This is a genomic window from Thermococcus chitonophagus (assembly GCF_002214605.1).
Lineage (GTDB): Archaea > Methanobacteriota_B > Thermococci > Thermococcales > Thermococcaceae > Pyrococcus > Pyrococcus chitonophagus.
Window position 1 is genome coordinate 850,304 of record NZ_CP015193.1, and the last position, 26,349, is coordinate 876,652.

Sequence of the window (26,349 nt, forward strand, 5' to 3'; positions counted from 1 at the left end):
TATGAGAGGTCCGACGGTTGTAGAGGTTACTCCCGACGATCTTTGGATTGTTATGGAGAGTTACTGGCAGGAAAAGGGTCTTGTAAGACAGCATCTCGATTCTTACAACGCCTTCATTGAGAGAGGTCTTCAGGAGGTTGTTGACGAGTTCGGTGGAATAAAGCCGGACATTCCAGATTTCGAGGTAAAATTTGGAAAAATCAGAGTTGGTCAACCAGAATTCCAGGAGCCCCATGGTCAGAGAAAGCCTTTATATCCAATGGACGCGAGGATAAGGAATCTTACATATTCTGCCCCGCTCTACCTTGAAATGATTCCAGTGATTAGGGGAATAGAACAGGAGCCCGTTGAGGTTAGAATAGGTGAGCTTCCAATAATGCTAAAGTCTAAGGTCTGTAGGCTTTATGGCCTAAGCGATGAAGAACTTATCAAGCTCGGTGAAGATCCAAAGGATCCTGGGGGTTACTTCATAATTAACGGTTCTGAGAGAGTTATAGTATCTATTGAAGATATAGCTCCTAATAGGACGCTTGTTGAGAGAGACGAGAGGCAGGATAGGTACGTAGCAAAGGTATTCTCATATAGACATGGATATAGAGCATTGATCACCGTAGAGAGGAAGAAAGATGGAATTCTCTATGTCGGGATTCCGAATGTTCCTAAGCCCATTAAGTTCGTTTACATCATGAGAGCCCTTGGGCTTGAGAGAGATAAGGACATCGTCGATGCTGTTGGCAATGATCCTGAGGTTCAGCAAATACTCTTTGATAACTTGGAGGATGCAAGTGACATAACGACCCAGCAGGAGGCCCTTGAGTACATAGGAAAGCTAGTAGCCCCAGGACAGGCGAGGGAGTACAGGCTGAAAAGGGCTGAATACGTGATAGACAACAACCTCCTACCTCATATGGGTGTAAACCCAGAGGATAGGATTAGGAAAGCCTACTACCTCGGAATGATGGCCCTCAAGGTAATTGAGCTTTCCCTGGGCAGAAGAGATGAGGATGACAAGGATCACTATGCTAACAAGAGGCTCAGGCTCGCCGGTGATCTGCTTAAGGACTTATTCAGAGTAGCATTCGGCCAGCTGGTTAAAGATATTCAGTACCAGATGACGAAGACCTATCAAAGAAAAGGTGAAAAGTATACTTTTAGCAATATCCATAGGTTCATAAGAAATTCAATTAGACCCGACGTTCTAACGGAGAGAATTGAGCATGCCCTAGCAACTGGTGCATGGCCAGGTGGAAGGACCGGTGTCAGCCAGCTTCTTGATAGAACTAACTACGTCTCAACTCTCTCCCACCTCAGAAGAGTAACTTCACCTCTAGATAGGGAGCAACCTCACTTCGAAGCTAGAGATCTCCACGGAACCCACTGGGGTAGGATCTGCCCAACTGAGACTCCAGAAGGTCCAAACTGTGGTCTCGTTAAGAACTTGGCCTTAATGTCCCAGATTACAACTGCCGTTCCTGAGAAGGAAGTAAAAGAATACCTAATGTCTTTGGGTGTAGTTCCAATAGAGGTTAGAAGGCCAAGCCCTGAATTATGGAGAGTTTACCTCAATGGTGTTCTCATAGGTACGGTTGAAGACGGAAAAGCTTTGACTGAGAAGATCAGGGCAGATAGGAGAAGTGGGAAGATAAGTGATGTTATTAACGTTGCCTACTACGAAGATGTTAAAGAGGTCTACGTTAACAGCGATGATGGTAGAGTTAGGAGGCCTCTCATAATAGTGGAAAATGGAAAGCCAAGGCTAACTAAGGAACACGTTCAGGCCGTAAAAGAAGGCAGACTCAAGTGGAGCGACCTAATAAAGATGGGTGTAATTGAGTACCTCGACGCTGAGGAAGAAGAAAACGCCTATGTTGCAATGTGGCCCTGGGAAGTTACCGAAGAGCACACCCACCTTGAGCTTATGCCCGCTGCAATCCTCGGTCTGCCAGCTTCCCTAGTCCCCTATCCAGAACACAACGCAGCTCCGAGAAACACCTATGGGGCAGGTATGGCAAAGCAGAGCCTTGGTCTCGGATGGGCTAACTTCAGAATTAGGGTTGATACGAGAGGCCACCTCCTCCACTATCCGCAGGTTCCACTCGTTGACTCGAGGATAATGAAGGCAGTAGGTTACGAGGACAGACCTGCAGGCCAGAACTTCGTCGTTGCCGTTCTTGCTTACCATGGTTACAACATGGAGGATGCCATCATTATAAACAAGGCTTCTATAGAGAGAGGCTTGGCCAGATCAACTTTCTTCAGAACTTACGAGGCTGAGGAGAAGAAGTATCTCGGCGGTCAAACTGATAAGTTCGAGATCCCAGCCCCAACGGTTAGGGGCTACAGGGGTGAGAAGTACTACAGGCACCTTGATGAGGACGGTCTCATATTCCCAGAGTCAAAGGTTGAGGGTAAAGATGTCCTAATTGGAAGAACTTCACCACCAAGATTCCTTGAGGAGAGAGGTCTTGGTAGTGTAGCTTTACAGGAGAGGAGAGAAACTAGCGTTGCTGTTAGGCCAAGTGAAAGAGGTATCGTTGACAAAGTTATAATCACGGAAACTGGAGATGGTACTAAGCTCGTAAAGGTCACCGTGAGAGACCTTAGAATTCCCGAGCTCGGTGACAAGTTCGCTTCAAGGCACGGTCAGAAGGGTGTTATCGGTCTAATCGTCCCCCAAGAAGACATGCCTTGGACTGAGAGCGGAATAGTACCAGATCTTATCGTTAACCCACATGGTATTCCATCGAGAATGACCGTCGGTCAGCTTATTGAGGCAATAGGCGGAAAGGTAGCCTCACTCAAGGGAAGAAGGGTTGACGGTACAGCTTTCATTGGGGAACCTGAGGAGAAGCTCAGGAAAGAGCTCGAGGAGCTCGGATTCAAGCACACGGGCAGGGAGATAATGTACGATGGCATAACAGGAAGGAGGCTTGAAGCAGATATATTCGTGGGAGTTATCTACTACCAGAGGCTCCACCACATGGTTGCAGACAAAATCCACGCGAGAAGCAGAGGTCCTGTGCAGGTTCTCACCAAGCAGCCAACTGAGGGTAGGGCTAGAGAAGGTGGTCTCAGATTTGGTGAGATGGAGCGTGACGTCCTCGTTGGTCATGGTGCGGCAATGCTACTGATAGAGAGGCTACTCGAGGAGAGCGATAAGACCGAAGTCTGGGTCTGTGAGAACTGTGGTCACATAGCAATAGAGGATAAGAGGAGGCACAAGGTCTACTGTCCAGTGTGTGGTGAGGAGGAGAGGATTAGTAAGGTTGAGATGAGCTATGCGTTCAAGCTGTTGTTGGATGAGCTTAAGGCTATGGTGATTAGACCCAAGTTAAACCTCACGGAGAGGGTGTGAGCCATGCAGTCCGTTAAGAAGGTTATCGGTAGTATTGAGTTTGGTATCCTCTCACCCCAGGAAATAAGGAAGATGAGTGCAGTTGAGGTTACAGTCCCAGACACTTACGACGATGACGGTTACCCCATTGAAGGCGGTGTAATGGACAAAAGGATGGGAGTTATTGACCCAGGACTTAGATGTGAGACCTGTGGGGCAAGGGCCGGGGAGTGTCCTGGTCACTTCGGGCACATAGAGCTTGCCAGGCCCGTGATCCACGTTGGATTTGCCAAGACCATACACAGAATCCTTGAAAGCACGTGTAGAGAGTGTGGAAGGATAAAGCTCACCGATGAGGAAATCGAGGAGTACATGAAGAAGCTTGAGCTAGCTAAGAACAGGAGGAGTGAAGTGAACAAGATACTCAAGGAGATTCATAAGAAGGCAAGAGAGAGAATGGTCTGCCCGCACTGTGGTGCTCCTCAGTTCCCCATTAAGTTCGAGAAGCCAACAATTTACTGGGAGATAAGGAAGGACGAGCAGGGTAATGAGTATAAGCACAGGATGATGCCCACAGAGGTTAGGGACAGACTTGAGAAGATCCCGGATAAGGATCTCCCACTCCTCGGCCTACACCCCGAGAAGTCAAGGCCCGAGTGGATGGTTCTCACGGTTCTCCCGGTTCCCCCAGTTACCGTTAGACCCTCAATTACCCTTGAGACTGGTATTAGAGCTGAAGACGATCTTACCCACAAGCTTGTCGATATCATTAGGATTAACAATAGGCTCAAGCAGAACATCGAGGCTGGAGCTCCTCAACTTATTATCGAAGATCTTTGGGACCTCCTCCAGTATCACGTTACCACTTACATAAACAACGAAACCTCGGGGGTTCCCCCCGCAAAGCACAAAAGTGGAAGGCCCCTCAAGACACTTGCCCAGCGTCTCAAGGGTAAGGAGGGAAGATTTAGAGGCAACCTAAGCGGTAAGAGAGTTAACTTCTCAGCGAGAACCGTCATAAGCCCAGATCCAATGATAAGCATCAACGAGGTTGGAGTTCCAATCCAAATAGCTATGGAACTCACGGTTCCCGAGAAAGTAACGGAGTTTAACATTGAGAAGCTTAAGAAAATGGTTCTCAATGGTCCCGACAAGTATCCTGGGGCTAACTATGTCATCGATCCTGATGGGAAGAGAATTAGAATAATGGAGAGTAACAGGGAATTCCTCGCTGAGAGGCTTGACATAGGCTGGACAGTGGAGAGGCACCTTCTCGATGGTGACATAGTGCTGTTCAACAGACAGCCCTCTCTGCACAGGATGAGCATTATGGCCCACCGCGTTAGAGTAATGCCCTACAAGACATTCAGGCTTAACTTGGCAGTTTGTCCACCTTACAACGCTGACTTCGATGGAGATGAGATGAACCTTCACGTTCCTCAGACCGAGGAAGCCCAGGCTGAGGCGAGAATACTTATGGAAGTTCAGAACCATATTCTCTCCCCAAGGTATGGAGGGCCTATCATAGGTGGAATTCAGGATCACATTTCAGGGGGATACCTACTAACCAGAGAGGGAGCGTACTTCACGAGGGAAGAGGTTGAGCAGATGCTAATGTTTGCCGGCGTTGACATTAAGGAGCTCCCTGAACCCGACAAATATGAAGATGGCAAACCATTATGGAGCGGAAAGACGATATTCTCCCTATTACTCCCGGATGACCTAACGGTTTGGTATAGGAACAAGCTCTGCGACGAACCTGAGAGGTGTGAGGCCTTAGAGAAGCTAATTGAGGAGAAGCTCATACCTGATCCTGAGGAAGTAAGGAAACTGGCTTACGATGGCTTTGTTTACATTCAGAACGGTAAACTACTGAGTGGTGCTATTGATAAAAAGGCCTATGGTAGAGAGGATGGAATAATCCTCGACCTCATAGTGAGGGAGTATGGAGTTGAGAGAGCGAGACAGTTCCTTGATCAAGTTACAAAGCTTGCAATATGGGTGATTACTCACAAGGGCTTCACAACGGGAATTGATGACGAAGATCTGCCGGAGGAGGCCAGGGACAGGATAAGGGAAATAATTAGGGAGGCGGAAGAGAGAGTTCAAAGGTTAATTGAGGCTTATAAGAGAGGAGAGCTTGAGCCTCTCCCAGGAAAAACACTTGAAGAGACATTGGAGAGCAAGATCATGGCAGTTCTTGCTGAAGCTAGAGATAATGCTGGTTCAATAGCCGAAAAGTACCTTGGTATGGACAACCACACTGTTATCATGGCCAAGACCGGAGCTAGAGGTAAAATACTTAACATAACCCAGATGGCAGCTTTGCTCGGTCAGCAGTCAATTAGAGGTAAGAGGCTGTACAGAGGATTCAAGGGCAGGGTTCTAAGCCACTTCAAGCCAGGAGATCTTGGAGCTAGAGCAAGGGGATTCGTAGTTAACTCATACAAGAGCGGCCTGAGCCCACAAGAGTACTTCTTCCACGCTATGGGTGGTAGGGAAGGTCTCGTCGATACAGCCGTAAGAACTGCTCAGAGCGGTTACATGCAGAGGAGGCTGATCAATGCTCTTCAGGATCTCAAAGTTGACTACGATGGTACAGTTAGGGATCCAACGGGCGTCATAGTTCAGTTCAAGTACGGTGAAGATGGAGTTGATCCCATGAAGAGTTGGGGAGGAAAAACTGTGGATGTTGATAGGATAATTGTGAGAACTCTGCTGAAGGTTAGGGCAAATGGAAAGAGGTGATTGTTATGGTCTCTTCCTCCACTATTAAATCTTTAATTGAAAAGAAAGGGAAGAACCTTCCAGAGAGCGTTAAACAGGAACTCTATGAGAAGCTTTTGAAGTACAATGAGAAGTACAAGCTCACAAAGGCAGAAGTTGAAATGATAGTTGAAGAGGTTGTAAAGGAGTACGAGAGAGCCTTAGTCGAACCTGGTGAGGCTGTTGGTACAGTTGCCGCTCAGTCAATTGGAGAGCCTTCAACTCAGATGACCCTCAACACCTTCCACTATGCAGGTGTTGCCGAAATTAACGTTACCCTAGGTTTGCCCAGAATCATCGAAATAGTCGATGCGAGGAAGAATCCTTCGACGCCAATGATGACTGTTTATCTTGATGAAGAGCATCGCTATGAGAGGGCAAAGGCAGAGGAAGTTGCGAGAAGGATTGAGGGAACTACCTTGGAGAATCTTGCGAGAAGCACAACTCTAGATCTTATCAACATGGAATTTATAGTTGAAATAGATCCCGAGAGACTCGAGAAGAGTGGGCTTACAATGGAGAAAATCTTAAAGAAGCTTCAGGGCTCGTTTAAGAGCGCCGAGTTTGAGGCGGAGGGTTACACGCTTATCGTTAGGCCAAAGAAAGTTGAGAAGATCTCAGACCTTAGGAGGCTTGCCGAAAAGGTTAAAAAGCACCGTCTTAAGGGTCTCTCGGGCGTTGGGAAGACCATCGTAAGGAAGGAAGGCGATGAATACGTGATCTATACGGAGGGTTCAAACTTCAAGCAGGTCCTTAAAGTTCCTGGGGTTGATCCCACAAGGACAAGAACTAATAACATCCATGAGATCGCCGAAGTGCTGGGCATTGAGGCCGCAAGGAATGCCATTATAGAGGAGATAATAAACACGATGCGCGAGCAGGGTCTTGAGGTTGATATAAGGCATATCATGCTGGTTGCTGATATAATGACTCTTGATGGCATTGTAAGGCCCATCGGTAGGCACGGTGTAGTTGGTGAAAAGGCAAGCGTCCTTGCAAGGGCGGCCTTCGAGATAACTACGCAACACCTGTTTGAGGCCGCCGAGAGGGGAGAAGTTGACAACCTCAACGGTGTAATTGAAAACGTCCTAATCGGGCAGCCCGTTCCAGTGGGAACGGGCATAGTTAAGTTGACAATGAAGCTACCACTAAGGCCACAGAAGGAAGAGGAGGTGTGATGAATGGATTTAGCGTTTGAGCTTAGGAAGGCTATGGAAACTGGTAAGGTTATTCTCGGTTCTAATGAAACAATAAGGCTTGCAAAGACTGGTGGCGCTAAGCTAATAATCGTTGCAAAGAACGCTCCCAAGGAAATCAAGGACGACATCTACTATTATGCGAAGCTCAGCGACATTCCAGTTTATGAGTTTGAGGGAACGAGTGTTGAGTTGGGAACACTCCTTGGTAAGCCCTTCGTTGTAGCTTCACTTGCAATAGTTGACCCCGGCGAGAGCAAGATACTAGCACTGGCAAAGAGGTGAGATAGAAAATGCCACTGAAACTCAACACAGACCAGATAAAGTACATAGCGCTTTTCGAGAGCTTTACAGGGGCCACTGTTCTTGATTGTCTTATTGATCAGGAGAGGAACAGGCTCATCTACGTCATCAAGAAGGGAGAAATGGGTCTGGCCTTGGGCAAGAGGGGAATGAACGTCAGAAGAATCGAAAACCTCATTGGAAAGGAGATCGACCTCGTGGAGCACTCGGAGAATCCGGAAGAGTTCATAAAGAACATATACAAGACGATGGGCGTAAAGGTTAAAAGAGTTCACATAACTGAAAAGAGAGACGGCAAGAAGGTTGCTCTCCTTGACGTTAATCCGAGGGACAAGCCGAGGGCAATTGGTAGGGGTGGCCATAACATTAATATTGTGAAGCAATTAATGGAGAGACACCACGGAATTGAAGATGTGATAATAATTTAAGGTGATGCTCATGCCAGGTAAGAAGGCTCCAAATGGTGAATTCGCCGGTAGGAAGTTAAAGCTCAAGAGGAAGAAGTTCAGGTGGAGCGATATCAGGTATAAGAGGAGAGTCCTTAGGCTCAAGGAGAAGAGCGATCCACTCGAAGGTGCACCACAGGCCAGAGGAATAGTCCTTGAGAAGATAGCTGTGGAAGCAAAGCAGCCCAACTCAGGAATGCGTAAGGCAGTTAGAGTTCAGCTCATCAAGAACGGTAAGGTCGTTACCGCGTTCTGTCCTGGTGTTGGTGCTATCAACTTCATCGACGAGCACGATGAAGTAATCATCGAGGGTATCGGTGGTCCAAAGGGTGGTTCAATGGGTGACATCCCAGGAATCAGGTATAAGGTAGTTAAAGTAAACAGGGTCTCCCTCAAGGAGCTAGTTAAGGGTAGGAAGGAGAAGCCAAGGAGGTGAAGTCAATGGCCAAGCCATTGAGCGAGAGGTTCTTCATTCCCAATGAGATCAGGGTTATGGGAAGATGGAGCACTGAAGACGTTGAAGTTAGGGATCCATCACTCAGGCCTTACATAAACCTCGAGCCAAGGCTGCTCCCCCACACCCATGGAAGGCATGCCAAGAAGCACTTTGGAAAGGCAAACGTCCACATCGTGGAGAGGCTAATTAACAAGATTATGAGGAGCGGTGGAAGCCACTACAAGGTTGCTGGTCACTTCATGAGGAGAGAGCACAGGTCACTTAACAGCAAGAAAGTCAAGGCTTACGAAGTCGTCAAGGAGGCATTCAAGATAATTGAGAAGAGGACTGGGAAGAACCCAATTCAGGTTTTAGTGTGGGCCATCGAGAATGCTGCTCCAAGAGAAGATACAACGAGCGTAATGTTCGGTGGTATAAGGTACCACGTTGCAGTTGATATTTCACCACTAAGGAGACTTGACGTTGCGCTGAGGAACATTGCCCTTGGTGCTTCAGCCAAGTGCTACAGGACCAAGATGAGCTTTGCTGAGGCCCTAGCTGAGGAGATAATCTTGGCTGCAAACAAGGATCCAAAGAGCTACGCCTACAGCAAGAAGCTTGAGATTGAGAGGATTGCAGAATCCTCACGTTGATCTCCTATTCCTTTTCTCTTAGGTGTTTTTAATGTTCAAGTACAAGCAGGTTATCGTTGTTAGGAAAGATTTAAAGCTCAGTAAAGGAAAACTGGCTGTTCAGGTTGCCCACGGGGCCGTTACTGCCGCTTTTAGGGCTTACAAAGAAAAGAGAGAATGGTTTGAGAGATGGTTCAACGAGGGACAGAAGAAAGTGGTAGTTAAAGTTGAGAAGCTTGAAGATCTCTTTGAGCTGAAGGAGAAAGCCGAAAAGCTCGGCCTGCCTACTGCGTTAATTCAAGATGCTGGATTAACAGAAATCCCCCCTGGAACTATAACCGTTCTTGCCGTGGGTCCTGCGCCTGGTGAATTAGTAGATAAAGTTACAGGTCACCTAAAACTTCTTTGAAATCCTTTAAATCCCACACGAGACCTTTTCTGCCCCTGTACTCCTTCGCTATTATGCCGTAGTACTTTTTCCAGCCCTTGAATCTCGTTAGCTCAGCTTTCCTCTTCAATGAGCTTAAAATTGCCTCGATATCTCTGCTCCTTAACTTCTCCCACTTAACTTCGACGAATAAAACCTTCTTCTCCTTTTCATTTATTCCGATTATATCAATCTCCTCGTTCTTTTTCCACCATTTTCCGACGTTGGTGATTTTAAAGGGGAGCATGTCTTTCTTGCCTGCCTCAATCAGGAATTCCTTCCCAACTCTCTCGAAGACGAATCCAAGGTACCTGTTGTACTCCTGCTCAAAGTCTTCAATGTACCCGAACTCTAGGAGCTGGGTTTTGTTTGGATAGACGAACCTGAACCAGAACGTGAAGTAGAGGTCGCTTATATAGTACCTCCTGTTTCTGGCTTTTTCAATATCCCCAAGTGGATACTCCTCCTTGACTATGTGTAGGAGCCTCAAGTTTTCCAAATATTGAGATACCGTAGATGGTGGTAGGCCTGTGTAGTTTACTATCTCTCCGAACTTTGTATTCCCAAATGCTATCGCCTTCAGTATCTTAAAGTACCTTCCAGGTTCTCTCAATTCGCTCCTCAGTAAAAATTCCGCCTCATCAAACAGCATTTTGTTTGGCTGGAAAACTTCCTCGAGCTTTTCCCCTGATTCCAGTCTAAACTTAACTTCCTCTATATAAGCTGGTATCCCATCGGTTATTCCAAATATTCTCACTAGTTCCTCCCATGATTTCTCGGGAAAGAACTCCTTGAGGTGGAAGAACTTTAGGGGTCTGAGTTTTATAGATAACGTTCTCCTACCGTATAGGGGACTCTTGTACCCTAAAACTTGGCTCTCCATTATACTTATTGATGATCCCGTCAGGACAAGCTTTAATCTCTTTGAGCGATCGAAGATTTTCTGGAATTTGGAAACTATCCCCTTATTTCCCTTAATCAGGTTTGGAAATTCATCTATTATGACAACATATTCGTTTTCCTCTAGTATCTCGAAAAGCTCCTCCCAGGTAAGCTCAGCCTTTTCGATTAGCTTGTTTTTGAGACCCCTCGCGACTATTCTCTTAAAGTTATCCAAGTTATCTTTTTCCAGTGTTTCCTCCGCAAAGAAATAGATATGCCTGACTCCTCTTACGGACTCTTTAACAAGCCTAGTCTTTCCAATCCTCCTCCTTCCATAAATTATTATCAGCTCCTTCCTTCTGCTTGAGTACGCTCTCCTTAGCAGTTCCAGTTCTTCTCTCCTATCAACAAATAGTTCACACATGATTATAATAATCTAACGTGAACTATTTAACGTTTGTGGAAACCTTTTTATTTGTCCTTTAGCTCTTAAGGAGGATGAGGTACCTAAGCGAGACCCCAGGAATAGGAGGAAGGATAAAAGTCTATCCCGAGGATTTCATAGTCCGGGAAGTCTTACCTTCATCGATTTTTAAGGGTGGAAAGTGCAGGATATACCTTCTGAAGAAGAGAAATTGGGAGACCATGGCAGCCATAAAGGAAATAGCGAAGAGAATTGGCATTCACTATTCTGAGATCGGCTTCGCGGGAACAAAGGATAGGCATGCTGTAACCTACCAGTACATAAGCATCTGCAGGGATGTTGACCTTGCTCAGGTCAGGATTGCGGATATAGAAATAAAGTTCGTTGGATATGGTAGGCCACTTAGGCTTGGCCTTCTCCTGGGCAACTGGTTTAAGATAAGGGTTAGGGATGCGGAAAGGCCAGAATTAATTAAAGACATAATTACAGAATTAAAGAATAAAGGGGGCTTTCCCAACTACTTCGGAGTTCAGAGGTTCGGCGAGAAGAGGAGCGTCAACCATATAGTTGGTAGGTTGTTGCTTGAGGGGAAGTACGAGGAGGCGGCTGAGGTCTTCCTGGGTTATCCTGGGGAAGGCATGGAGGGAGACGAGGCAAGAAGGAAATTCCTGGAGACGAAAGACGTTGATCTGGCCCTCAAGGAATTCCCCAAGTTCCTGAGGTACGAGAGGGCAATGCTTTACAAGTACAAGGAGACGAAAAGCTGGAAGAAGGCCTTTCTGGTTCTTCCAAGGCCAATATTGAGGATCTTTATCCATGCATTTCAGGCTTACCTATTCAACTTATACCTCTCGAGGAGAATCGAAGGAGGGTTGCCGTTAAATGAGGCTCTCCCAGGGGATATAGTCGTTCAGATCAAGCGTGGAATACCCCTCAGAACGAGAACTTACAGGGTGACGGAAACCAATGTAGACTTCGTGAACTCAAAGATAAAGAAGGGAGAAGCGATGGTTTCCGGGCCGATCTTTGGCTACTCTATGAGAAAAGCTGAAGGCATCCCAGGAAAACTCGAAAAGGAAATCTTGGAAGAGGCAGGAATTAGCCTTGAGGCGTTTAAAAAGCTTCCAAAACCGCTGAGGGAGCCTGGAGGTAGGAGGGAACTCATAATAAAGCCGAGAAAATTTGCGTATAGGATCGAGGGAAATGACGTCGTGTTCAGGTTCTTCCTGCCCAAAGGTGTTTACGCGACGAGCGTTCTCAGGGAATTTATGAAAATTAGAGCTCTATCCCCTTTACCTTGTCGCTGACGTAGCCCTCTAAAATTTCAACCCTAACGTACCTCTCTTCTCCCGTAAGGTCGGCCATTAGTGTCACTGCTCTCTGGTAGTCCCAGAGCCTTCTCTTAGCTTCATCTGTAACTCTGTACGCCATAACAATGATCTCCTTCTCCATCTTCTGGCTTGCCATTTCTATTACCTTTAGGGCATCTTCTTCCGTGAACACTCCCTTCTTCTTCACCAGCATATCCATACCCCCGAAACTAGTTTCGGGGGTATCCATCATAAAGGCTTGACTATCTTCGCTATATAGAACGCCTCAGTATCATTATCCTGGGGATGAATTCTGACAGTCTTCTTTAGCTCTTCGTTGTACTTTCTTCCCTCCCATTCCAAAATCGGCTCAGTTGTCTTTAATGGCAGTTTAATTTTTTCGAGCTTCGCATCCGACTTCTGGAGGAGAAAATCTACCACTTCCTCGTTCTCTAGAGGATCTACGGTGCACGTTGAATAAACCAGAACTCCTCCGGGCTTTAAAGCTTTATATGCAGCTAGTATAAGCCTCTTCTGGAGCCTTGAGTGGTAGTAGACCTTTCCCAAGCTCCACGTCTTTGCAAACTTGAAGTTCTTTCTTATCATCCCGACGGAGGAGCACGGGGCGTCCAAAAGAACCCTGTCAAAGGTGTCTCCATATTTGGCATAGTATGCCCCATCCTTTATGGTAACCTTTGCAATTAAAACTCCTGCCCTGTTGAGGTTAGCTATGAGGATATTTGCTCTATCCTGCTTTGCGTCGTTAGCTATTATACACCCCTCGTTGCCCATGTACTGGGCCATCTGAGTAGTTTTGCTCCCTGGGGCAGCGGCCATATCCAAAACCAGCTCTCCGGGCTGTGGATCTAAGACTACGGGGGGTATCATAGAGCTGGCTTCTTGGGGAATAATCAGGCCGAGGGAGTATTCAATAAGCTGGCCGAAGTTTACATCATAAGATTTTATGAAAAATCCTTCCCCTTTCGTCCATGGAATCCTCTCGAGCTCAAACTTCTCCTCAAGCATCGACTTTATCTCGTCAAGACTCCCCTTGAGCGTGTTTATTCTAATGCTTGGTCTTAAAGGTTTGTAAAGGTAAGTCCAGAAATCTTCTGTATCGTCTAGCTTGGAGTACCTTTCCACGAGCTTTCTGTTGATCTTCTGGAACTCTTCTCTGTAGTTCATGTTTGGCTCGTTCTTGTAAGGGGTATTTAGGTTTTAGGTTTGTGTTTGGAGAGTTCGTTGAGGTGATAAATCCCTAAAACTTTATTTTCCCAATGTAAGTAATAAAAATTCAATTCCTTGGGCTATGATATTGTATATTATGTCTAAGAAATAACAGCAACTTATTAGAGGACATTTCATGGTAGGTTGATATTTTTAGCGCCGCTATTTGCCTGCTAAAGCGTCGTAAAAAGATACCTCAAGACCTTTGAGGGTCTTAACACCGACTAGAACTTTATATTCTTTTACTGTGCTTTCTCCTCTTAAAACACTCTCGATTTCCTTGGTAAGTTCCTCAAGGTTATCTCCAAAGAATCCTACTATAAGATCATAGTCTCCGAGAGTCTTGTATACTTCAAATGTTCTTTTGCATTCCATAAGTTTCCTCATAAATCTAACTATCTCCTCTTCCTTTGCGGCAGGGTTTAGTTTTATTAAAACGATTGCGTAGGAGTAACCAACTTTATCGAATCTTAGGTACGCAGATATGAAGATATATCCTCTCCTTATAAGGTTTGTACGCCTCCATCTTACTGCGGATTTTGACATTCCTAATTTTCTTGCTATCTCCGCGTCGCTTATTCTCCCATTTTTCTTTAATAATTCAATTATGCACCAATCTTTTTCCGATAACTTTGACATGAGGATCCCCCTCTTAGTTCAATCACCATTTTAAAAAGCATGATTAGCTCACTAATGGTAGATATTTATTTTTGGCACTTTGATCTAATGGCCTATAAGTTTTATTGTCTATTGTGAAGTTCCTTATTGCTACTTTCTGATTCAGCAATGTCTAAAATTTGGGCTCAGAAAGCTAATTTGGTGACTAGTGTAATGTACAATATTGGTTTGATTAGGGTTTTAACTTTGGAGGATGAAGATTCCTTAAACGCTCATGGAAGGTTAATTGAACGGACATTTCCCGAACTTAAGGTGGAGAGTCGATGCATAGAAGACCAGCCATTTGGCATATACGATAAAGAAAGCGAAGAGAAAGCCAAACCAAAGGTCATTAGGCTGGCAAAAGCTTTTGAAAAGGATGGAAAAGATGCAGTCATAATAAGCTGTGCTGCTGATCCGGCTGTCAAGGAGTTAAGAAAAGTTCTAAAAATCCCGGTCATTGGAGCAGGATCCTCTGCAGCCCTTCTAGCTTTGGAAGTTGGGGATAGTGTTGGAGTTATAAACTTAACCGAAGAGACTCCAAAGGCTATCTCCGAAATTCTCGGGAATCACTTAGTGGTCGAAGCCAAGCCCAAGAGAGTTAAAAATACCCTTGATCTCCTAAAAGAAGAAAGTAAAGAGGAAATTATTAAACTAGCTAAAGAAATGGAAAAAGATGTTGATGTGATAATTCTTGGATGTACTGGTATGTCTACAATTGGAGTTGCCGGCTTGCTTTCTAAGCGGGTTAATGTTCCTATTGTTGATCCGGTCGTAGCCTCTGGGGCAATGACTCTTGCAATTCTGAAGAATATAGATGCATGGAGGTGATTAATTTGAGAATAAAAATCAATGAAGAAATGGCTGAATTTGCCGTAATTGGAGGAGCATTTTTTGGTGGAGGGGGTGGAGGAAACATTGAATTAGGTCTCAGACATGCCAAACTTGCCTTGGAACTGGGTGATGTAGTGTTAGTAGATATAGATGACTTACCCCAGGATAGTACCATAGTTACCGTATCCCTTGTGGGTGCGCCCTCGTCCAAGGAGGCATTTGTTACACCATCTCACATGATCAAGGCTTTTGAGTGTATGAAAGATGAGATTGGGGAGATCGCTGGAGTTATAACTTCCGAAAATGGTGGATACTCCACGATTAATGGATGGATTCAAGCTGCTGTTTTCGAAATTCCTGTGGTCGATGCGCCTGCTGATGGAAGAGCGCATCCTACTGGAGTTATGGGTTCTTTAGGCTTACACAATCTCCCTGGCTATGTTTCAACCCAAGTGGGTGTTGGAGGTAATCGGGAAAAAGGTAAGTATGTGGAGGTTGTTGCAAAGGGGAGTGTTTTATCAACATCTAGGATAATTAGGGAAGCAGCAGTTGAGGCAGGTGGCCTTATAGCTGTTGTTAGGAACCCTGTTTCTGTTAAATACGTGAAGGAAAATGCTGCCCTAGGAGCTATTAAAAAGGCAATAGATGTCGGAAAGATAATTCTTCGGTATAAGGAAGACCCTGGGAAAATGGCAGAGGAACTGTGTTCAAAACTTGGTGGTAAGGTTGTAGGAGAGGGGAGGGTAGTTAAATATTGGCTCGAAAGTCGGGGTGGATTTGATATAGGGAGGATAATAATTGCAGATGAGAATAGGCGCGAGGTCGAATTAGTTTTCTGGAATGAGTTCATGAAATTACAAAGCAATGGAATAGAACTTGCTAAGTTCCCAGATCTAATAGTTTTATTAGATAAGCAAACAGGACTACCACTGACATCTGCAGAAGTTAAAGTTGGTGATCAGGTTATCGTTCTCATAGTTCCAAAGGAAAAGATACCCTTGGGATCTGGGGTTTTAGATCCTCAGGCTCTTTCTGTCATTGAAAGTGTAATAAACGGGGGTGATGGCTATGCTAAAGCAGGTGATTGAGGCTTATGAGCTTCTGGATAGTGCAAGGGTAGATGGTTATACTGTGGCAGATTTTCTGAAGGGAAGGGGAGTAAAGGAAGTTGAAGTTACAACGATTGAGGGAGAAAAAGGATCCACCGACTTTGTTAAAATAGTCATCCCCGGAAAGGACAGCAAAGCTCCTAAATTAGGAATTATTGGGAGACTTGGTGGTATTGGAGCTAGGCCAGAAAGGATAGGGCTTGTCTCTGATGCAGATGGTGCAATTACTGCAATAGCAGTTGCTTTAAAGTTGGCAGACATGCAAAGCAATGGCGATATTCTCCCTGGGGATGTTATAATATCAACGCACATATGCCCAGATGCTCCTACTAAGCCTCATGAACCGGTTCCTTTCATGGACTCCCCCGTTGATATAGCTACTATGAACAAATATGAAGTTGACAAGAGAATGGATGCAATACTCTCAATAGACACAACTAAGGGAAATAGGATTATCAATATACGGGGATTCGCAATAACTCCTACGATTAAGGAAGGCTGGATTTTGAGAGTTAGTGAAGATCTTCTTGATATTATGGAATATGTGACTGGTAGAATGCCCGCTGTGGTTCCAATAACAATGCAGGATATAACTCCATATGGAAATGGCATTTATCATATTAATAGCATCGTGCAACCAGCAACTGCAACGGACGCTCCTGTTGTTGGTGTTGCAATTACCGCTGAAGTTCCTGTTCCTGGATGTGCGACTGGGGCTAGTCACGAGATTGATATAGAGCTAGCTGGCCGGTTCTGTATAGAGGTTGCTAAGGGATTTGGAGCTGGCAAGGTCAAGTTCTACGATGAAGACGAATTTAGAAGACTGGTGGAATTGTATGGAAGTATGAAGCATTTACAAACTCTAGGGAGGCTTGAAAAGTGAAAGTTGGGTTTATAACAATTGGCCAAAGCCCCAGAGTTGACGTTGTTCCTGAGATACTTCCCTATATACCTGGGGTTGATGTCATAGAATGCGGAGCTCTTGACGGCTTGTCTATGGATGAAATTAAAAGGCTCGCTCCCAGGGAAGGTGATTACGTCCTAGTAACGAGGCTCAGAGATGGAAGTGAAGTGAAACTTAGCCGGGACAAAATTGTGAAGAGATTGCAAGAGTGTATAGACTTCCTTGAGAGCAAGGGTGTTGATGTAATAGGACTACTGTGTACTGGAGAGTTCCCAGAGCTCTCATCAAAGAGTGCAATGTTGATAGAACCATCTAACCTGCTCATAAAGCTCGTTGAAGCTATTAACCCCAAAATCCTAGGCGTCGTAATTCCAGATAACGCCCAAATAGACATGACGAAGGACAAGTGGAGTAGGTGCTGTGATAAGGTAATTGTCGTTAGCTTCTCTCCCTATTCTGGGGATGAAAAAGAACTTCCTAACGTCTTGGAGCCCCTTAAGGATGCAGATCTGATAGTGCTTGATTGTATAGGATATCCGGCTAGAATTAAGTATATCGTTAAGAGGGCTCTAAATATTCCGGTTTTGTTGCCGAGGAGTGTTCTTGGAAAAGTAATAGCAGAACTGGGGGAGTGAAAATGAACATTTATGATGCATGTGAAGTTGCACTGAAGAAGTGTTTGGGGGTAAAGGAAGGAGAAATAGTCCTAATAATAGCTGATGAAAACACTAGAAAAATTGGATGGGCACTTTGGGAGAAGGCCAGAGAACTTAAAGCTGAAGCAATTTATACTGAGATAATTCCAAGGAAAGTGCACGGAGAAGAGCCACCAAAGCCTATTGCTGAAGCAATGAAATTTGCTGATGTTGTAATTGCCCCAACTACGAAATCCATAACACATACCTTAGCAAAGAAGGAGGCATGCGAAAGGGGAGTTAGAGTTGCAACACTCCCAGGAATAACGGAAGATGTATTCGTTAGGACTCTGAACGCTGACTATGATGAGATAGTAGAACTAACGAATAAAATCGCTGATATTCTCGACAGAGGGACTCAAGTAAGAATAGTCACAAGGCTTGGGACTGATATCAGCTTTTCGATAGAGGGAAGAAAGGCTAGGAGGAGTACTGGAGTTTACAAGAACCCAGGGGAATGTGGAAACCTACCTGGGGCGGAAGCATATATAGCTCCTGTCGAGGGGACTGGAAATGGTACTGTTGTTGTGGACGGTTCTATGGCTGGAATAGGCCTACTCAAGAACCCGATAAAGCTGACTTTTGTTGATGGTTATCTTGAAAAAATCGAAGGAGGTGATGAAGCAAGGAAATTGGAAGAAATATTGGCCCCATATGGAAAAGAAGCAAGAAACCTTGCGGAGTTTGGAGTGGGAACAAATCCCAACGCAAGGCTTAGTGGCAATATTTTAGAGGATGAGAAAGTCTTTGGAACTGTGCATATAGCTATAGGGAGTAACTATGATTTTGGAGGGAAAGTAAGGGCTCCTATACATCTTGACGGGATAATAAAGGAGCCTACTGTTTTTGTCGACGGAGAGATGGTGTTTAGGGATGGTAAACTACTCGTATAGTTTGTAGGTGAGTGAAATGGACAACGTTGAGAGAAAGCATCCATCCGCTCTTGAGCCTGGTGTTTTGGTTCTCAACATAGCGATGGCTGTCTTAGGCTCGATAATAGGTCTTGAGCTAATCACTAGACTTGGAATTACAACAAACACATCAATTATAGGTGCCCTTATAGCAATCCTCCTTGCAAGGATACCTATCAAGGTACTAAAAGCATTTCTTGACTTAAATAGACAAAATCTCGTTCAGACTGCAATATCTGGAGCAACCTTTGGTGCCGCAAATGCAATATTTCTCCCAATAGGTGTTACTTGGCTTTTAGGTAGACAAGACCTCTTAGTTCCGATGTGGATTGGTGCGACCCTTGCAGCGATAATCGATATGACAATGATATACTGGCTTTTTGACACTAGAATCTTTCCAGCAAAGAATCCATGGCCCCCAGGCATAGCTACCGCAGAAACTTTGATAGCTGCAGCTAAAAAAGGAAAAAGAGCAATGCTACTTTTATATGGCATGATAGCTGGTGGAATAGTGAGGTACTTAGGAATTCCAGCCGATATAGCTGGAGTTGCTTGGATTGGAAACATATGGGCCCTAACAATGTTCGGAATAGGCTTAATTGTTAGAGGTTATTCACCGAAGCTCTTTGGAGTTGACATCAATAAGTACTATGCTCCTCACGGAATAATGATAGGTGCTGGACTAGTGGCTTTGATCCAGATAATCCTAATAATATCAAAGAAAGCAAAGTCTATAAAAGAGGGAGAGCTTGATTACCCTCTAACTAGAACTGAAGAAGACATTAAGAAAGCTTTAACAAGAGGATTTGGCCTTTACCTTGTCATAGCCTTGGCTCTTGCGCTACTTGGTGGCCTATATACTGGAATGTCGGCGGGCATGTTCATTTGGTGGTTCGTATTCGCAGCAATAGCTGCCCTTGTTTCTGAGCTCATAGTTGGTCTATCGGCGATGCACGCTGGATGGTTCCCTGCGTTTGCAACAGCCTTGATATTCCTAATACTCGGTATCCTAATGGGATTCCCAGCTCCAGCCTTGGGTCTTTTAGTGGGATTCACTGCTGCAACTGGTCCTGCATTTGCAGATATGGGATACGACTTGAAGACTGGATGGATAATTAGAGGAGAAGGCAAGGACATAAAATTCGAACTAGAGGGAAGAAAACAACAGTATATAGCGGAGCTAACTGGTCTTATAATAGCAACTACAATGGTTGCACTCTTTGCAAAGACGTACTTATCTCAGAACTTAGTGCCACCCGTTGACAGGGTCTACGTGGCCACAATCAAAGCTGGTGCTAGCCCTGAAATAGCTAAATACCTAATAATGTGGGCAATCCCTGGGGCAATAGTTCAGGCAATTGGTGGACCAGACAGACAATTGGGTATCCTATTTGCAACGGGTCTTCTTATAAAGTATCCAATAGCGGGTATCACGGTGTTAGTGGCAATAGCAATTAGGCTTCTCGTTACAAAGATGTATAAAGAAGAGGGACAACAAGCTCTTTACGTCTTAGGTGCAGGTCTTATAGCGGGTTCAACACTCGTGAGCTTCTTCACATCGACACTTAAGATAGGGAAGAAGTAGTAGCTTTTTCTATTTTCTTTCCCTACTTTCTAAATTTTGGAGGTGTTAAAGTTGAAAATGTATGAATTTGAATTAGGGTTAGCGGCGGAAAAATTAGTTCGCGATATCCTCAATGTTAAAGATGGAGAAGTAGTGGCAATAACTGCGGATACGCTATCAAGTGAAGACGTTGTAAATGCAACTGCTCGAGAAGTTTTTAAATGTGGGGGGAAGCCTCTCGTACTCTGGATCCCAACCCCTCCGGGAGTTGGAAAAGCCGCGGACCCAGCTCTCCCACAGCGAGCATTGATTGGCATGTTAAAGGGTGTTGATATTTGGATAGAGTTTAACCATAACTGGCTGTTGTATTCAACCGTGTTTGATGAAGTACTCCAGGAGAATAAAGACCTTAGATATATCTGCTTAGTTGGCATGAACCCAGAGATTATGGTCAGGACTATTGGAAAGGTAAACATGGTAGCTCTAGCTGAATTTTTAGAGAAGCTCGGGGAGTTAACGAGTAGTGCCAGGGAAGTCAGGATAACGACGCCCGCTGGTACAGACGTTGAGTTCAGGAACAAAAAAGGTAGGCCTATAATAGTTCACTCAGGACGCGTGAATAAGGGAGAGTACGAAATGCTCCCTGGTCAGATAAGCTGGACTCCTAAATTAAAAACGATCTATGGCAAAATTGTTTTTGATGGATCTTTGTATCCCCCAATAGGTCTTCTAAGGGATCCAGTAACTTTGATCATTGAAAAAGGGAGAATAGTTGATATACAGGGAAAAAGAGAAGCTCAGGAATTTGAAAAATGGCTAGAGAGTTTTGAGGACGAGAATATGTATCAACTTGCCCATATCTCATATGGGTTTAATCCAGGCGCTAAACTCACCGGAAACATAGTAGAAGATGAAAGGGTCTGGGGTGCGACTGAGTGGGGCGTTGGCAATATTGGACCCAGATTGGTTCCTGACATCCCAGGTGGCGTTCCGGCGGCTTCTCATTCCGATGGGATATGCTTGAGGTCTTCAGTATGGTTAGATGACACTGCAATTATGAGCGAAGGGGAAGTTGTGAGTCCTCAATATCTTGTTGAGCTTGCAAATAAAGCCAGAAAGCTTGAAATGTGAGTGGGGGTAGCAAAGTGGAGATAATGACCATAATTAAAGGTAGGAGAGCAGTTAGAAAATTTGATGATAAACAAATTCCCCTACACGATCTCAAGGAAATTTTAGAGGCAGGGATATGGGCCCCGAGTGCCAGTAACATCCAACCCTGGGAATTTATCCTTGTAACAGAAAAACAGAAAATTGAAAAAATTAAATTAGTGTCCCCTGGGCTCTTTGGGAATCCAGCTGCTTTAGTAATATTATGTATCAACAAAGAAAGGGCGAAAAAAGGTGGAAGGTTGGGTGAGAAGTATGCTCTCATGGACATAGCAATGGCCGCTCAGAATATGATGCTGGTTGCGTACTCTAAGGGCATTGGTTCTTGTCCAGTTGTTTCTTTTAATAGAGTTGCAGTTAAGGAAATATTATCAATTCCAGAACATGTAGATCCAGTTCTGATACTCACCCTTGGATATCCAAAATTCTGGCCGAAGCCTCCAAAAAGACGAAAAGAGGTGATGCATCTTGAAGAATACGGAAACGTTATTGAATGATGACCATTTTAAATTAATAGTCTTTCTTATAACAAGTGCTCGAGGACTGTTAGGTGAACCATGTCTATATGGACCACTAAGATTGCTTGATGCTGCAATTAAAACTATAGAAATAATGGAAAAATATGGCAAAGTTCCCCCAGAGATTCTTGAAATAAAGCGAGAAATAGAGAACAAGAAAAATTTAGTAATGTACGATGAAGAGGAGTTTATGGCTTTTCTTGATGAATTATCCAGGAAAATAGCCAAGCTAATTAAATAAATATGGATGTTTTTCATTATTTTCCCAGTTAGAACCTATGAGTATTTGGCTCGCTTTCAATTCTCTTTTAGTCTTATTGGAACACTACCATCCTTCAGTGTGAAGACTGAACCAAACGTCTTTCAATTCTCTTTTAGTCTTATTGGAACAACTGGTATGGCCATCTGTTCTACTATCTCACCCGTCCTTTCAATTCTCTTCTAGTCTTATTGGAACGTGACCGAGATCTACCAGCGCTACACCGGGGTGTGCTCTTTCAATTCTCTTCTAGTCTTATTGGAACCTCCACCATAGTGACACCCCCAAAGAAAAGAGAAATCCTTTCAATTCTCTTCTAGTCTTATTGGAACGCGATCAGCTCCTCGACTCTTTCCGCGTCCTCAACGGATGCCTTTCAATTCTCTTCTAGTCTTATTGGAACACAATCAGTATAGTTCCTCCAATCGAAAATCTAACTGCTTTCAATTCTCTTCTAGTCTTATTGGAACAGCCTTCCAATCAGCAGAATCAATCGTTGAACCCTGCTTTCAATTCTCTTCTAGTCTTATTGGAACGAGAGTGGCAAGGTACTGAGGTTCAAGGGCATCTTCCTTTCAATTCTCTTCTAGTCTTATTGGAACAACCCCGGCCCCAACCCCAACAACAACCACAAGCTCCTTTCAATTCTCTTCTAGTCTTATTGGAACATTAAGTGTTAGACCTGTAGTTGAGACTTTCACATACTTTCAATTCTCTTCTAGTCTTATTGGAACCCGCAATTATTGCCAAGACCGCTATCAACCCAAACCTTTCAATTCTCTTCTAGTCTTATTGGAACACCAACAGGCCAACGTGGAGTACGGGGCATTGATAAACTTTCAATTCTCTTCTAGTCTTATTGGAACAATAAAGTGAATTAGCTCCACGTCAACACGTCAGCCTTTCAATTCTCTTCTAGTCTTATTGGAACAGGCGCGATTTTTCTCTCGTTTCGTCTAAACTCTTCTAAGGTGTCCCTATTAATATAAGCTTTTTGCTGAAGGGGAGTTATGAAAACCCTATGAAAATATCTGTACTAAAGGGATGACAAACTGGCTGAAATTAGTGATTGTGGGCAGTATTGATTATATTTCTTATCAGCGTTAAGGACGTGCAAAGGTTACTCCCCACTTTGTACTGCGAATTCATGATCTAGATAGTATTTTTACCAAGAACAACGATGTATACGCTCGAACACTTATATTAAAGCGATTTTCTCTTAAATCTGAAAATTTCAAAAATATTTCGTAATATTCTAGCATGCTATATTGGGCATGTTGGTATTTAGTGACAAAAGATTACCAAAAACATCCAAACGCTTTTCCGGGCTGTAATAGTTGAGAAAAACATCAAAAGGGCGATAGCTTTTAAATTGGGGCATCTACTATTGCTTCTAAATATCTTCAGATGTCAGGAACCAATTGTGCCATCCATCTTCCATCTGGCAGTTGTTCTATCTTCATGTCATGATAAGTTATCGCCTTAACTTCCTCCTTGGGCTCGTGTTTTTCAGGATCAAACTTTTCGCCGTAGGCTTTTGCTTTCAGTCTATACTTTCCGTTCACCCTCTCTATTTTGACTTCAAAGTCCCTAAAGACCAGCCCTTCGATATCATGAATTACTAATAGCTCTTCAAGGAAGTTGTAGAGGAGAGATTCGAGGTCATCCCCCTCGACTTCGATTTCCCTAACTTCTTTCTTTTCAACCTTGTTTACGTCCACGATTACGTCAAAGAGGGCTATCGCTACGGCCTCAAACGCCTCTTCGAGGGAATCTCCATACCCCCTGATTCCTATGTCGGCCGTATGTTCGTAGTGCTCCCATGTTTTCATTTTTCATCCCAGGATAAAACTTAGTAGAGGGAGGTTTTAAATTTTTGAATAGAATTAGTCCTCCCCGGGTTTGTTCGGTGGATGAATTGAAATAATGAATTCTGCCATTTGTTTATATATTACATAGTAAAATATAAAAAATATAAAAATCCAAATGCAAAAAGTAAAATCACACACAATTCATCAGTAATATGAATTGCCTTTATCGAAATTAGTTTGGAAAATTTAAACACATCGTAATTGCTGGGGGTGTTTGTGCTATGTCAGATAAAACGGTTAAGCAGACAATAATAGAAATGGGTGCGTGTAGTGCGGCTTCAAGTATAAACATTGCCCTGGGCGTTATTGCCTGTCCGTTGATAGTAGTTTCGGATCTAGTTAAGCATAAGAATAAGCTTTCTATAATCAAGTTTTTCGCGCTTTTGCTGTATCCTGCTGGGATTTACTTTTTGAAAACATACAATGAGGTTTTCGGGGTAAAAATTGGGCCTCTCGAAGGTTTTGGACTTGCCTTTGGAATATTCGCGGTTCACTCACTTATAAACATCAAGCTTGAACCCAGGGGATAATTAGAGATGCTTTTAAACTCCCGTCCCTTTTTATGAACATGCTCGTCGATGGTGATCTTCACATCCACTCCCACTACTCCAAGGCAGTGTCAAAAGTTATGGTTTATCTGGTGATAGCTGAGAATGCCAAGCTTAAGGGCCTGGGATTAGTTGGGACAGGGGATATACTCAATCCCAAGTGGGAGGAGGAGTTGCTTAAGTACTCCAAAAGGGTTGATGATGGAACTTTTGATGTTAAAGGTGTCAGGTTCATTCTCACCGCGGAGGTTGAGGACAACAGGAGGGTTCACCACCTCCTAATTTTCCCATCGCTGAGCCAAGTTCACGAGCTCAGAGAGACCTTAAGGAAATACTCCCAGGATATAGATACAGAGGGTAGGCCACACGTAAACTTGAGTGCAGCTGAAATAGCTGAGATAGCCAATGACTTGGGAATTCTCATAGGGCCAGCTCATGCCTTTACTCCATGGACAGCCCTTTATAAGGAGTACAATTCGCTGAAGGAGGCCTACGGAGATGCAAAAGTTGATTTTCTTGAGCTCGGCCTTTCGGCGGATTCGGAAATGGCGGACATGATAAAGGCCCACCATAACCTAACCTATCTTAGCAACTCCGATGCTCACTCTCCTCAGCCTCACAGACTGGGGAGGGAGTTCAACAGGTTCAAGGTTGAGGATATAACTTTCGAGGAAATCAGAAAGGCAATACTTAAGAGAGGAGGCAGAAGGATAGTTCTCAACGCTGGATTAGATCCGAGGTTGGGCAAATACCACTTGACGGCATGCTCCCGCTGTTACACTAAGTACACTCTTCAGGATGCAATCGCGTTGAGGTGGAAGTGCCCAAAGTGCGGTGGAGCGATCAAGAAGGGTGTTAGGGACAGAATCCTCGAGCTTTCCGACACCAACGAGAGGCCCAAGGACAGGCCTCCCTATTTGAGGCTTGCTCCCCTAGCGGAGATAATTGCTATGGTTTTGGGCAAAGGCGTTGAGACCAAGGCCGTTAAGATGGTGTGGCAGAGGTTTCTTAAGGAGTTTGGGAGCGAGATTAAGGTTTTGGTTGATGTGCCTATCAAAACGCTCGCGAAAGTTCATGAGGGCGTTGCGAAGGCGGTCTGGGCTTACAGGAATGGTAAGCTTATTGTGGTTCCTGGGGGAGGGGGTAAGTACGGTGAAATAAGGCTTCCTGAAGAAATAAAAAATGCCAAAATCGATGATCTGGAGGTGTTGGAAATAAAAGTTGAGGAAGAAGCTCCAAAGCCAAAACAGAGCTCTCTTCTAGACTTTCTTAAGGGGAAAGGTTTATAAGCCTAATGTAAAGAACACTTTACGTAAAGGAAACTTTACATGGTGGCGGGGATGGAAGTTGAGAGGATAGTACCTTTAGGAATTATAGTGGCAATGGGAGCCTTCTTGGGATGGTTCATTGGGAGGGGGAGCTTTGTAGGGGCGATGGTGGTTTTCGCCCTTGGAGCGGTGTTCTTAAACCTCTACTATGAGTTCCTGAGAAGGAAGGGCTACATTCTTGAGGACGAAAGGATCATAAGAATGGAGGAGATATCCGCAAGGAGAACCCTTCAAGTTATATTAGTGATTCTGGCTGTCTCTATGATTTACCTTTCAACGAAGGTTCGAAGTAACAGCTCCTATAAAGGACTTATGAGCTTCTCGGGCTTATTGCTCTTTGTCCTGTTGATAATTCATGGGATCTTCAGGATTTATTACTCAAGGGTGATGTGAGTGAAGAATAGACTTAGAGAGTTTAGAGAAGTCCATGGTTTAACCCAGGAAGAATTAGCTAGGGCTCTAGGGGTTACCAGACAGACGATAATCGCGATAGAAAAGGGGAAGTACGATCCCTCTTTAAAACTTGCGTTTAAAATAGCCCGATTTTTTGGAGTTAAAATTGAGGATATATTCATATATGATGAAGATCAATAACCAAGAG

General features: G+C 44.3%; 27 protein-coding genes and 1 CRISPR repeat array. Of the genes, 22 read left to right on the top strand and 5 right to left on the bottom strand.

All coding sequences use genetic code 11. The features are described 5' to 3' along the window. Position 1: 1 nt before the first annotated feature. The 8 genes from A3L04_RS04840 to pth2 are packed head-to-tail and all read left to right on the top strand — an operon-like array spanning position 2 to position 9,522. Complete coding sequence (locus tag A3L04_RS04840) at positions 2 to 3,355, top strand: DNA-directed RNA polymerase subunit B (protein ID WP_068578695.1); 3,354 nt, start codon at positions 2 to 4, stop codon at positions 3,353 to 3,355. A gap of 3 nt (positions 3,356 to 3,358) precedes the next feature. Further along, the gene (locus A3L04_RS04845) at positions 3,359 to 6,082 is read left to right on the top strand and encodes a DNA-directed RNA polymerase subunit A' (RefSeq protein WP_068578693.1); all 2,724 of its coding nucleotides are present in this window, start codon (positions 3,359 to 3,361) and stop codon (positions 6,080 to 6,082) included. A gap of 5 nt (positions 6,083 to 6,087) precedes the next feature. Continuing rightward, positions 6,088 to 7,278, top strand: a complete 1,191-nt coding sequence (rpoA2, locus tag A3L04_RS04850; protein ID WP_068578692.1) for a DNA-directed RNA polymerase subunit A'' — start codon at positions 6,088 to 6,090, stop codon at positions 7,276 to 7,278. 3 nt (positions 7,279 to 7,281) lie between these two features. Next, positions 7,282 to 7,581, top strand: a complete 300-nt coding sequence (locus A3L04_RS04855; protein WP_014734531.1) for a 50S ribosomal protein L30e — start codon at positions 7,282 to 7,284, stop codon at positions 7,579 to 7,581. A gap of 8 nt (positions 7,582 to 7,589) precedes the next feature. Further along, a complete protein-coding gene (locus A3L04_RS04860; RefSeq protein ID WP_068578690.1) occupies positions 7,590 to 8,027 on the top strand; it encodes a NusA-like transcription termination signal-binding factor in 438 nt (145 codons plus the stop codon). Between the two features lie 10 nt (positions 8,028 to 8,037). Next, positions 8,038 to 8,481 carry a 30S ribosomal protein S12 gene (locus A3L04_RS04865; RefSeq protein ID WP_014734529.1) on the top strand — a complete coding sequence of 148 codons (444 nt, stop codon included), beginning with the start codon at positions 8,038 to 8,040 and terminating at the stop codon, positions 8,479 to 8,481. Between the two features lie 5 nt (positions 8,482 to 8,486). Then, a complete protein-coding gene (rpsG, locus tag A3L04_RS04870; RefSeq protein WP_068578688.1) occupies positions 8,487 to 9,134 on the top strand; it encodes a 30S ribosomal protein S7 in 648 nt (215 codons plus the stop codon). Positions 9,135 to 9,165: 31 nt separating this feature from the next. Continuing rightward, positions 9,166 to 9,522 (top strand): peptidyl-tRNA hydrolase Pth2, encoded by a 357-nt coding sequence (pth2, locus tag A3L04_RS04875; RefSeq protein WP_068578686.1) that lies wholly within the window; start codon positions 9,166 to 9,168, stop codon positions 9,520 to 9,522. On the opposite strand, the gene A3L04_RS04880 is transcribed toward pth2, so the two are convergent. Then, on the bottom strand, positions 9,497 to 10,846 hold the full coding sequence (locus A3L04_RS04880) for an ATP-binding protein (RefSeq protein ID WP_068578684.1): 1,350 nt from the start codon (positions 10,844 to 10,846) through the stop codon (positions 9,497 to 9,499). The two genes, pth2 and A3L04_RS04880, sit on opposite strands and share 26 nt — an antisense overlap. A gap of 74 nt (positions 10,847 to 10,920) precedes the next feature. Here A3L04_RS04880 and truD point away from each other — a divergent pair, with 74 nt between their 5' ends. Continuing rightward, positions 10,921 to 12,153, top strand: a complete 1,233-nt coding sequence (gene truD, locus A3L04_RS04885; protein WP_068578683.1) for a tRNA pseudouridine(13) synthase TruD — start codon at positions 10,921 to 10,923, stop codon at positions 12,151 to 12,153. Here the strand turns inward: truD and A3L04_RS04890 are convergent. The 3 genes from A3L04_RS04890 to A3L04_RS04900 form a co-directional block, all read right to left on the bottom strand. Further along, positions 12,122 to 12,370, bottom strand: a complete 249-nt coding sequence (locus tag A3L04_RS04890) for a hypothetical protein (protein ID WP_068578681.1) — start codon at positions 12,368 to 12,370, stop codon at positions 12,122 to 12,124. The genes truD and A3L04_RS04890 overlap by 32 nt on opposite strands. 35 nt (positions 12,371 to 12,405) lie before the next feature. Beyond that, positions 12,406 to 13,341: a tRNA (cytosine(49)-C(5))-methyltransferase gene (locus A3L04_RS04895; RefSeq protein WP_068578679.1), complete on the bottom strand. Its 936-nt coding sequence runs from the start codon at positions 13,339 to 13,341 to the stop codon at positions 12,406 to 12,408. Positions 13,342 to 13,545: 204 nt separating this feature from the next. After that, a complete protein-coding gene (locus A3L04_RS04900; protein ID WP_068578676.1) occupies positions 13,546 to 14,022 on the bottom strand; it encodes an Lrp/AsnC family transcriptional regulator in 477 nt (158 codons plus the stop codon). Between the two features lie 225 nt (positions 14,023 to 14,247). On the opposite strand from A3L04_RS04900, the gene A3L04_RS04905 reads away from it, so the two are divergent. The 9 genes from A3L04_RS04905 to A3L04_RS04945 are packed head-to-tail and all read left to right on the top strand — an operon-like array spanning position 14,248 to position 21,983. Continuing rightward, the gene (locus A3L04_RS04905; protein ID WP_239233795.1) at positions 14,248 to 14,871 is read left to right on the top strand and encodes an aspartate/glutamate racemase family protein; all 624 of its coding nucleotides are present in this window, start codon (positions 14,248 to 14,250) and stop codon (positions 14,869 to 14,871) included. A 5-nt stretch (positions 14,872 to 14,876) separates the two neighbouring features. Further along, the gene (locus A3L04_RS04910) at positions 14,877 to 15,962 is read left to right on the top strand and encodes a DUF917 domain-containing protein (protein ID WP_068578673.1); all 1,086 of its coding nucleotides are present in this window, start codon (positions 14,877 to 14,879) and stop codon (positions 15,960 to 15,962) included. Further along, positions 15,937 to 16,866: a DUF1177 domain-containing protein gene (locus A3L04_RS04915; protein ID WP_231963784.1), complete on the top strand. Its 930-nt coding sequence runs from the start codon at positions 15,937 to 15,939 to the stop codon at positions 16,864 to 16,866. Before A3L04_RS04910 ends, A3L04_RS04915 begins: the two co-directional genes overlap by 26 nt. Continuing rightward, positions 16,863 to 17,522: an AroM family protein gene (locus tag A3L04_RS04920; protein ID WP_068578670.1), complete on the top strand. Its 660-nt coding sequence runs from the start codon at positions 16,863 to 16,865 to the stop codon at positions 17,520 to 17,522. Before A3L04_RS04915 ends, A3L04_RS04920 begins: the two co-directional genes overlap by 4 nt. A gap of 2 nt (positions 17,523 to 17,524) precedes the next feature. After that, on the top strand, positions 17,525 to 18,475 hold the full coding sequence (locus tag A3L04_RS04925) for an aminopeptidase (protein ID WP_068578668.1): 951 nt from the start codon (positions 17,525 to 17,527) through the stop codon (positions 18,473 to 18,475). Positions 18,476 to 18,491: 16 nt separating this feature from the next. Continuing rightward, the gene (locus A3L04_RS04930; protein WP_068578666.1) at positions 18,492 to 20,078 is read left to right on the top strand and encodes an OPT/YSL family transporter; all 1,587 of its coding nucleotides are present in this window, start codon (positions 18,492 to 18,494) and stop codon (positions 20,076 to 20,078) included. A gap of 57 nt (positions 20,079 to 20,135) precedes the next feature. Further along, the gene (locus A3L04_RS04935; RefSeq protein WP_068578664.1) at positions 20,136 to 21,188 is read left to right on the top strand and encodes an aminopeptidase; all 1,053 of its coding nucleotides are present in this window, start codon (positions 20,136 to 20,138) and stop codon (positions 21,186 to 21,188) included. 23 nt (positions 21,189 to 21,211) lie between these two features. Continuing rightward, positions 21,212 to 21,721, top strand: coding sequence for a nitroreductase family protein (locus A3L04_RS04940; RefSeq protein WP_231963872.1), 510 nt, complete (start codon positions 21,212 to 21,214; stop codon positions 21,719 to 21,721). After that, entirely contained in the window at positions 21,693 to 21,983 is a 291-nt protein-coding gene (locus tag A3L04_RS04945; protein ID WP_068578660.1) for a DUF6092 family protein, read from the top strand. The genes A3L04_RS04940 and A3L04_RS04945 overlap by 29 nt, the downstream gene beginning before the upstream one ends. Positions 21,984 to 22,036: 53 nt before the next feature. Beyond that, positions 22,037 to 22,932: a CRISPR direct-repeat array (repeat unit 30 nt; unit sequence CTTTCAATTCTCTTCTAGTCTTATTGGAAC). 472 nt (positions 22,933 to 23,404) lie between these two features. Here the strand turns inward: A3L04_RS04945 and A3L04_RS04950 are convergent. Continuing rightward, a complete protein-coding gene (locus tag A3L04_RS04950) occupies positions 23,405 to 23,833 on the bottom strand; it encodes an archease (RefSeq protein ID WP_068578658.1) in 429 nt (142 codons plus the stop codon). 260 nt (positions 23,834 to 24,093) lie between these two features. Between A3L04_RS04950 and A3L04_RS04955 the strand changes: the two genes are divergently transcribed. From A3L04_RS04955 to A3L04_RS04970, 4 genes are read left to right on the top strand one after another with little or no spacing between them, the layout of a single operon-like run. Continuing rightward, positions 24,094 to 24,402 carry a hypothetical protein gene (locus A3L04_RS04955; RefSeq protein ID WP_068578656.1) on the top strand — a complete coding sequence of 103 codons (309 nt, stop codon included), beginning with the start codon at positions 24,094 to 24,096 and terminating at the stop codon, positions 24,400 to 24,402. A gap of 38 nt (positions 24,403 to 24,440) precedes the next feature. Beyond that, positions 24,441 to 25,709, top strand: a complete 1,269-nt coding sequence (locus A3L04_RS04960; RefSeq protein WP_068579627.1) for a TIGR00375 family protein — start codon at positions 24,441 to 24,443, stop codon at positions 25,707 to 25,709. Between the two features lie 51 nt (positions 25,710 to 25,760). Beyond that, positions 25,761 to 26,141 carry a DUF2178 domain-containing protein gene (locus A3L04_RS04965; protein ID WP_231963783.1) on the top strand — a complete coding sequence of 127 codons (381 nt, stop codon included), beginning with the start codon at positions 25,761 to 25,763 and terminating at the stop codon, positions 26,139 to 26,141. After that, positions 26,142 to 26,342 carry a helix-turn-helix transcriptional regulator gene (locus A3L04_RS04970; protein WP_068578653.1) on the top strand — a complete coding sequence of 67 codons (201 nt, stop codon included), beginning with the start codon at positions 26,142 to 26,144 and terminating at the stop codon, positions 26,340 to 26,342. The last annotated feature ends 7 nt before the right edge of the window (positions 26,343 to 26,349 follow it).

What these genes read in the sequence shown, in the direction of transcription:
- A3L04_RS04840 (WP_068578695.1), top strand. Translation starts at nt 2, where the DNA reads ATGAGAGGTCCGACGGTTGTAGAGGTTACTCCCGACGATCTTTGGATT.
- A3L04_RS04845 (WP_068578693.1), top strand. Translation starts at nt 3,359, where the DNA reads ATGCAGTCCGTTAAGAAGGTTATCGGTAGTATTGAGTTTGGTATCCTC.
- rpoA2 (WP_068578692.1), top strand. Translation starts at nt 6,088, where the DNA reads ATGGTCTCTTCCTCCACTATTAAATCTTTAATTGAAAAGAAAGGGAAG.
- A3L04_RS04855 (WP_014734531.1), top strand. Translation starts at nt 7,282, where the DNA reads ATGGATTTAGCGTTTGAGCTTAGGAAGGCTATGGAAACTGGTAAGGTT.
- A3L04_RS04860 (WP_068578690.1), top strand. Translation starts at nt 7,590, where the DNA reads ATGCCACTGAAACTCAACACAGACCAGATAAAGTACATAGCGCTTTTC.
- A3L04_RS04865 (WP_014734529.1), top strand. Translation starts at nt 8,038, where the DNA reads ATGCCAGGTAAGAAGGCTCCAAATGGTGAATTCGCCGGTAGGAAGTTA.
- rpsG (WP_068578688.1), top strand. Translation starts at nt 8,487, where the DNA reads ATGGCCAAGCCATTGAGCGAGAGGTTCTTCATTCCCAATGAGATCAGG.
- pth2 (WP_068578686.1), top strand. Translation starts at nt 9,166, where the DNA reads ATGTTCAAGTACAAGCAGGTTATCGTTGTTAGGAAAGATTTAAAGCTC.
- A3L04_RS04880 (WP_068578684.1), bottom strand. Translation starts at nt 10,846, where the DNA reads ATGTGTGAACTATTTGTTGATAGGAGAGAAGAACTGGAACTGCTAAGG.
- truD (WP_068578683.1), top strand. Translation starts at nt 10,921, where the DNA reads ATGAGGTACCTAAGCGAGACCCCAGGAATAGGAGGAAGGATAAAAGTC.
- A3L04_RS04890 (WP_068578681.1), bottom strand. Translation starts at nt 12,370, where the DNA reads ATGCTGGTGAAGAAGAAGGGAGTGTTCACGGAAGAAGATGCCCTAAAG.
- A3L04_RS04895 (WP_068578679.1), bottom strand. Translation starts at nt 13,341, where the DNA reads ATGAACTACAGAGAAGAGTTCCAGAAGATCAACAGAAAGCTCGTGGAA.
- A3L04_RS04900 (WP_068578676.1), bottom strand. Translation starts at nt 14,022, where the DNA reads ATGTCAAAGTTATCGGAAAAAGATTGGTGCATAATTGAATTATTAAAG.
- A3L04_RS04915 (WP_231963784.1), top strand. Translation starts at nt 15,937, where the DNA reads ATGGCTATGCTAAAGCAGGTGATTGAGGCTTATGAGCTTCTGGATAGT.
- A3L04_RS04925 (WP_068578668.1), top strand. Translation starts at nt 17,525, where the DNA reads ATGAACATTTATGATGCATGTGAAGTTGCACTGAAGAAGTGTTTGGGG.
- A3L04_RS04930 (WP_068578666.1), top strand. Translation starts at nt 18,492, where the DNA reads ATGGACAACGTTGAGAGAAAGCATCCATCCGCTCTTGAGCCTGGTGTT.
- A3L04_RS04935 (WP_068578664.1), top strand. Translation starts at nt 20,136, where the DNA reads ATGTATGAATTTGAATTAGGGTTAGCGGCGGAAAAATTAGTTCGCGAT.
- A3L04_RS04940 (WP_231963872.1), top strand. Translation starts at nt 21,212, where the DNA reads ATGACCATAATTAAAGGTAGGAGAGCAGTTAGAAAATTTGATGATAAA.
- A3L04_RS04950 (WP_068578658.1), bottom strand. Translation starts at nt 23,833, where the DNA reads ATGAAAACATGGGAGCACTACGAACATACGGCCGACATAGGAATCAGG.
- A3L04_RS04955 (WP_068578656.1), top strand. Translation starts at nt 24,094, where the DNA reads ATGTCAGATAAAACGGTTAAGCAGACAATAATAGAAATGGGTGCGTGT.
- A3L04_RS04960 (WP_068579627.1), top strand. Translation starts at nt 24,441, where the DNA reads ATGCTCGTCGATGGTGATCTTCACATCCACTCCCACTACTCCAAGGCA.
- A3L04_RS04965 (WP_231963783.1), top strand. Translation starts at nt 25,761, where the DNA reads ATGGAAGTTGAGAGGATAGTACCTTTAGGAATTATAGTGGCAATGGGA.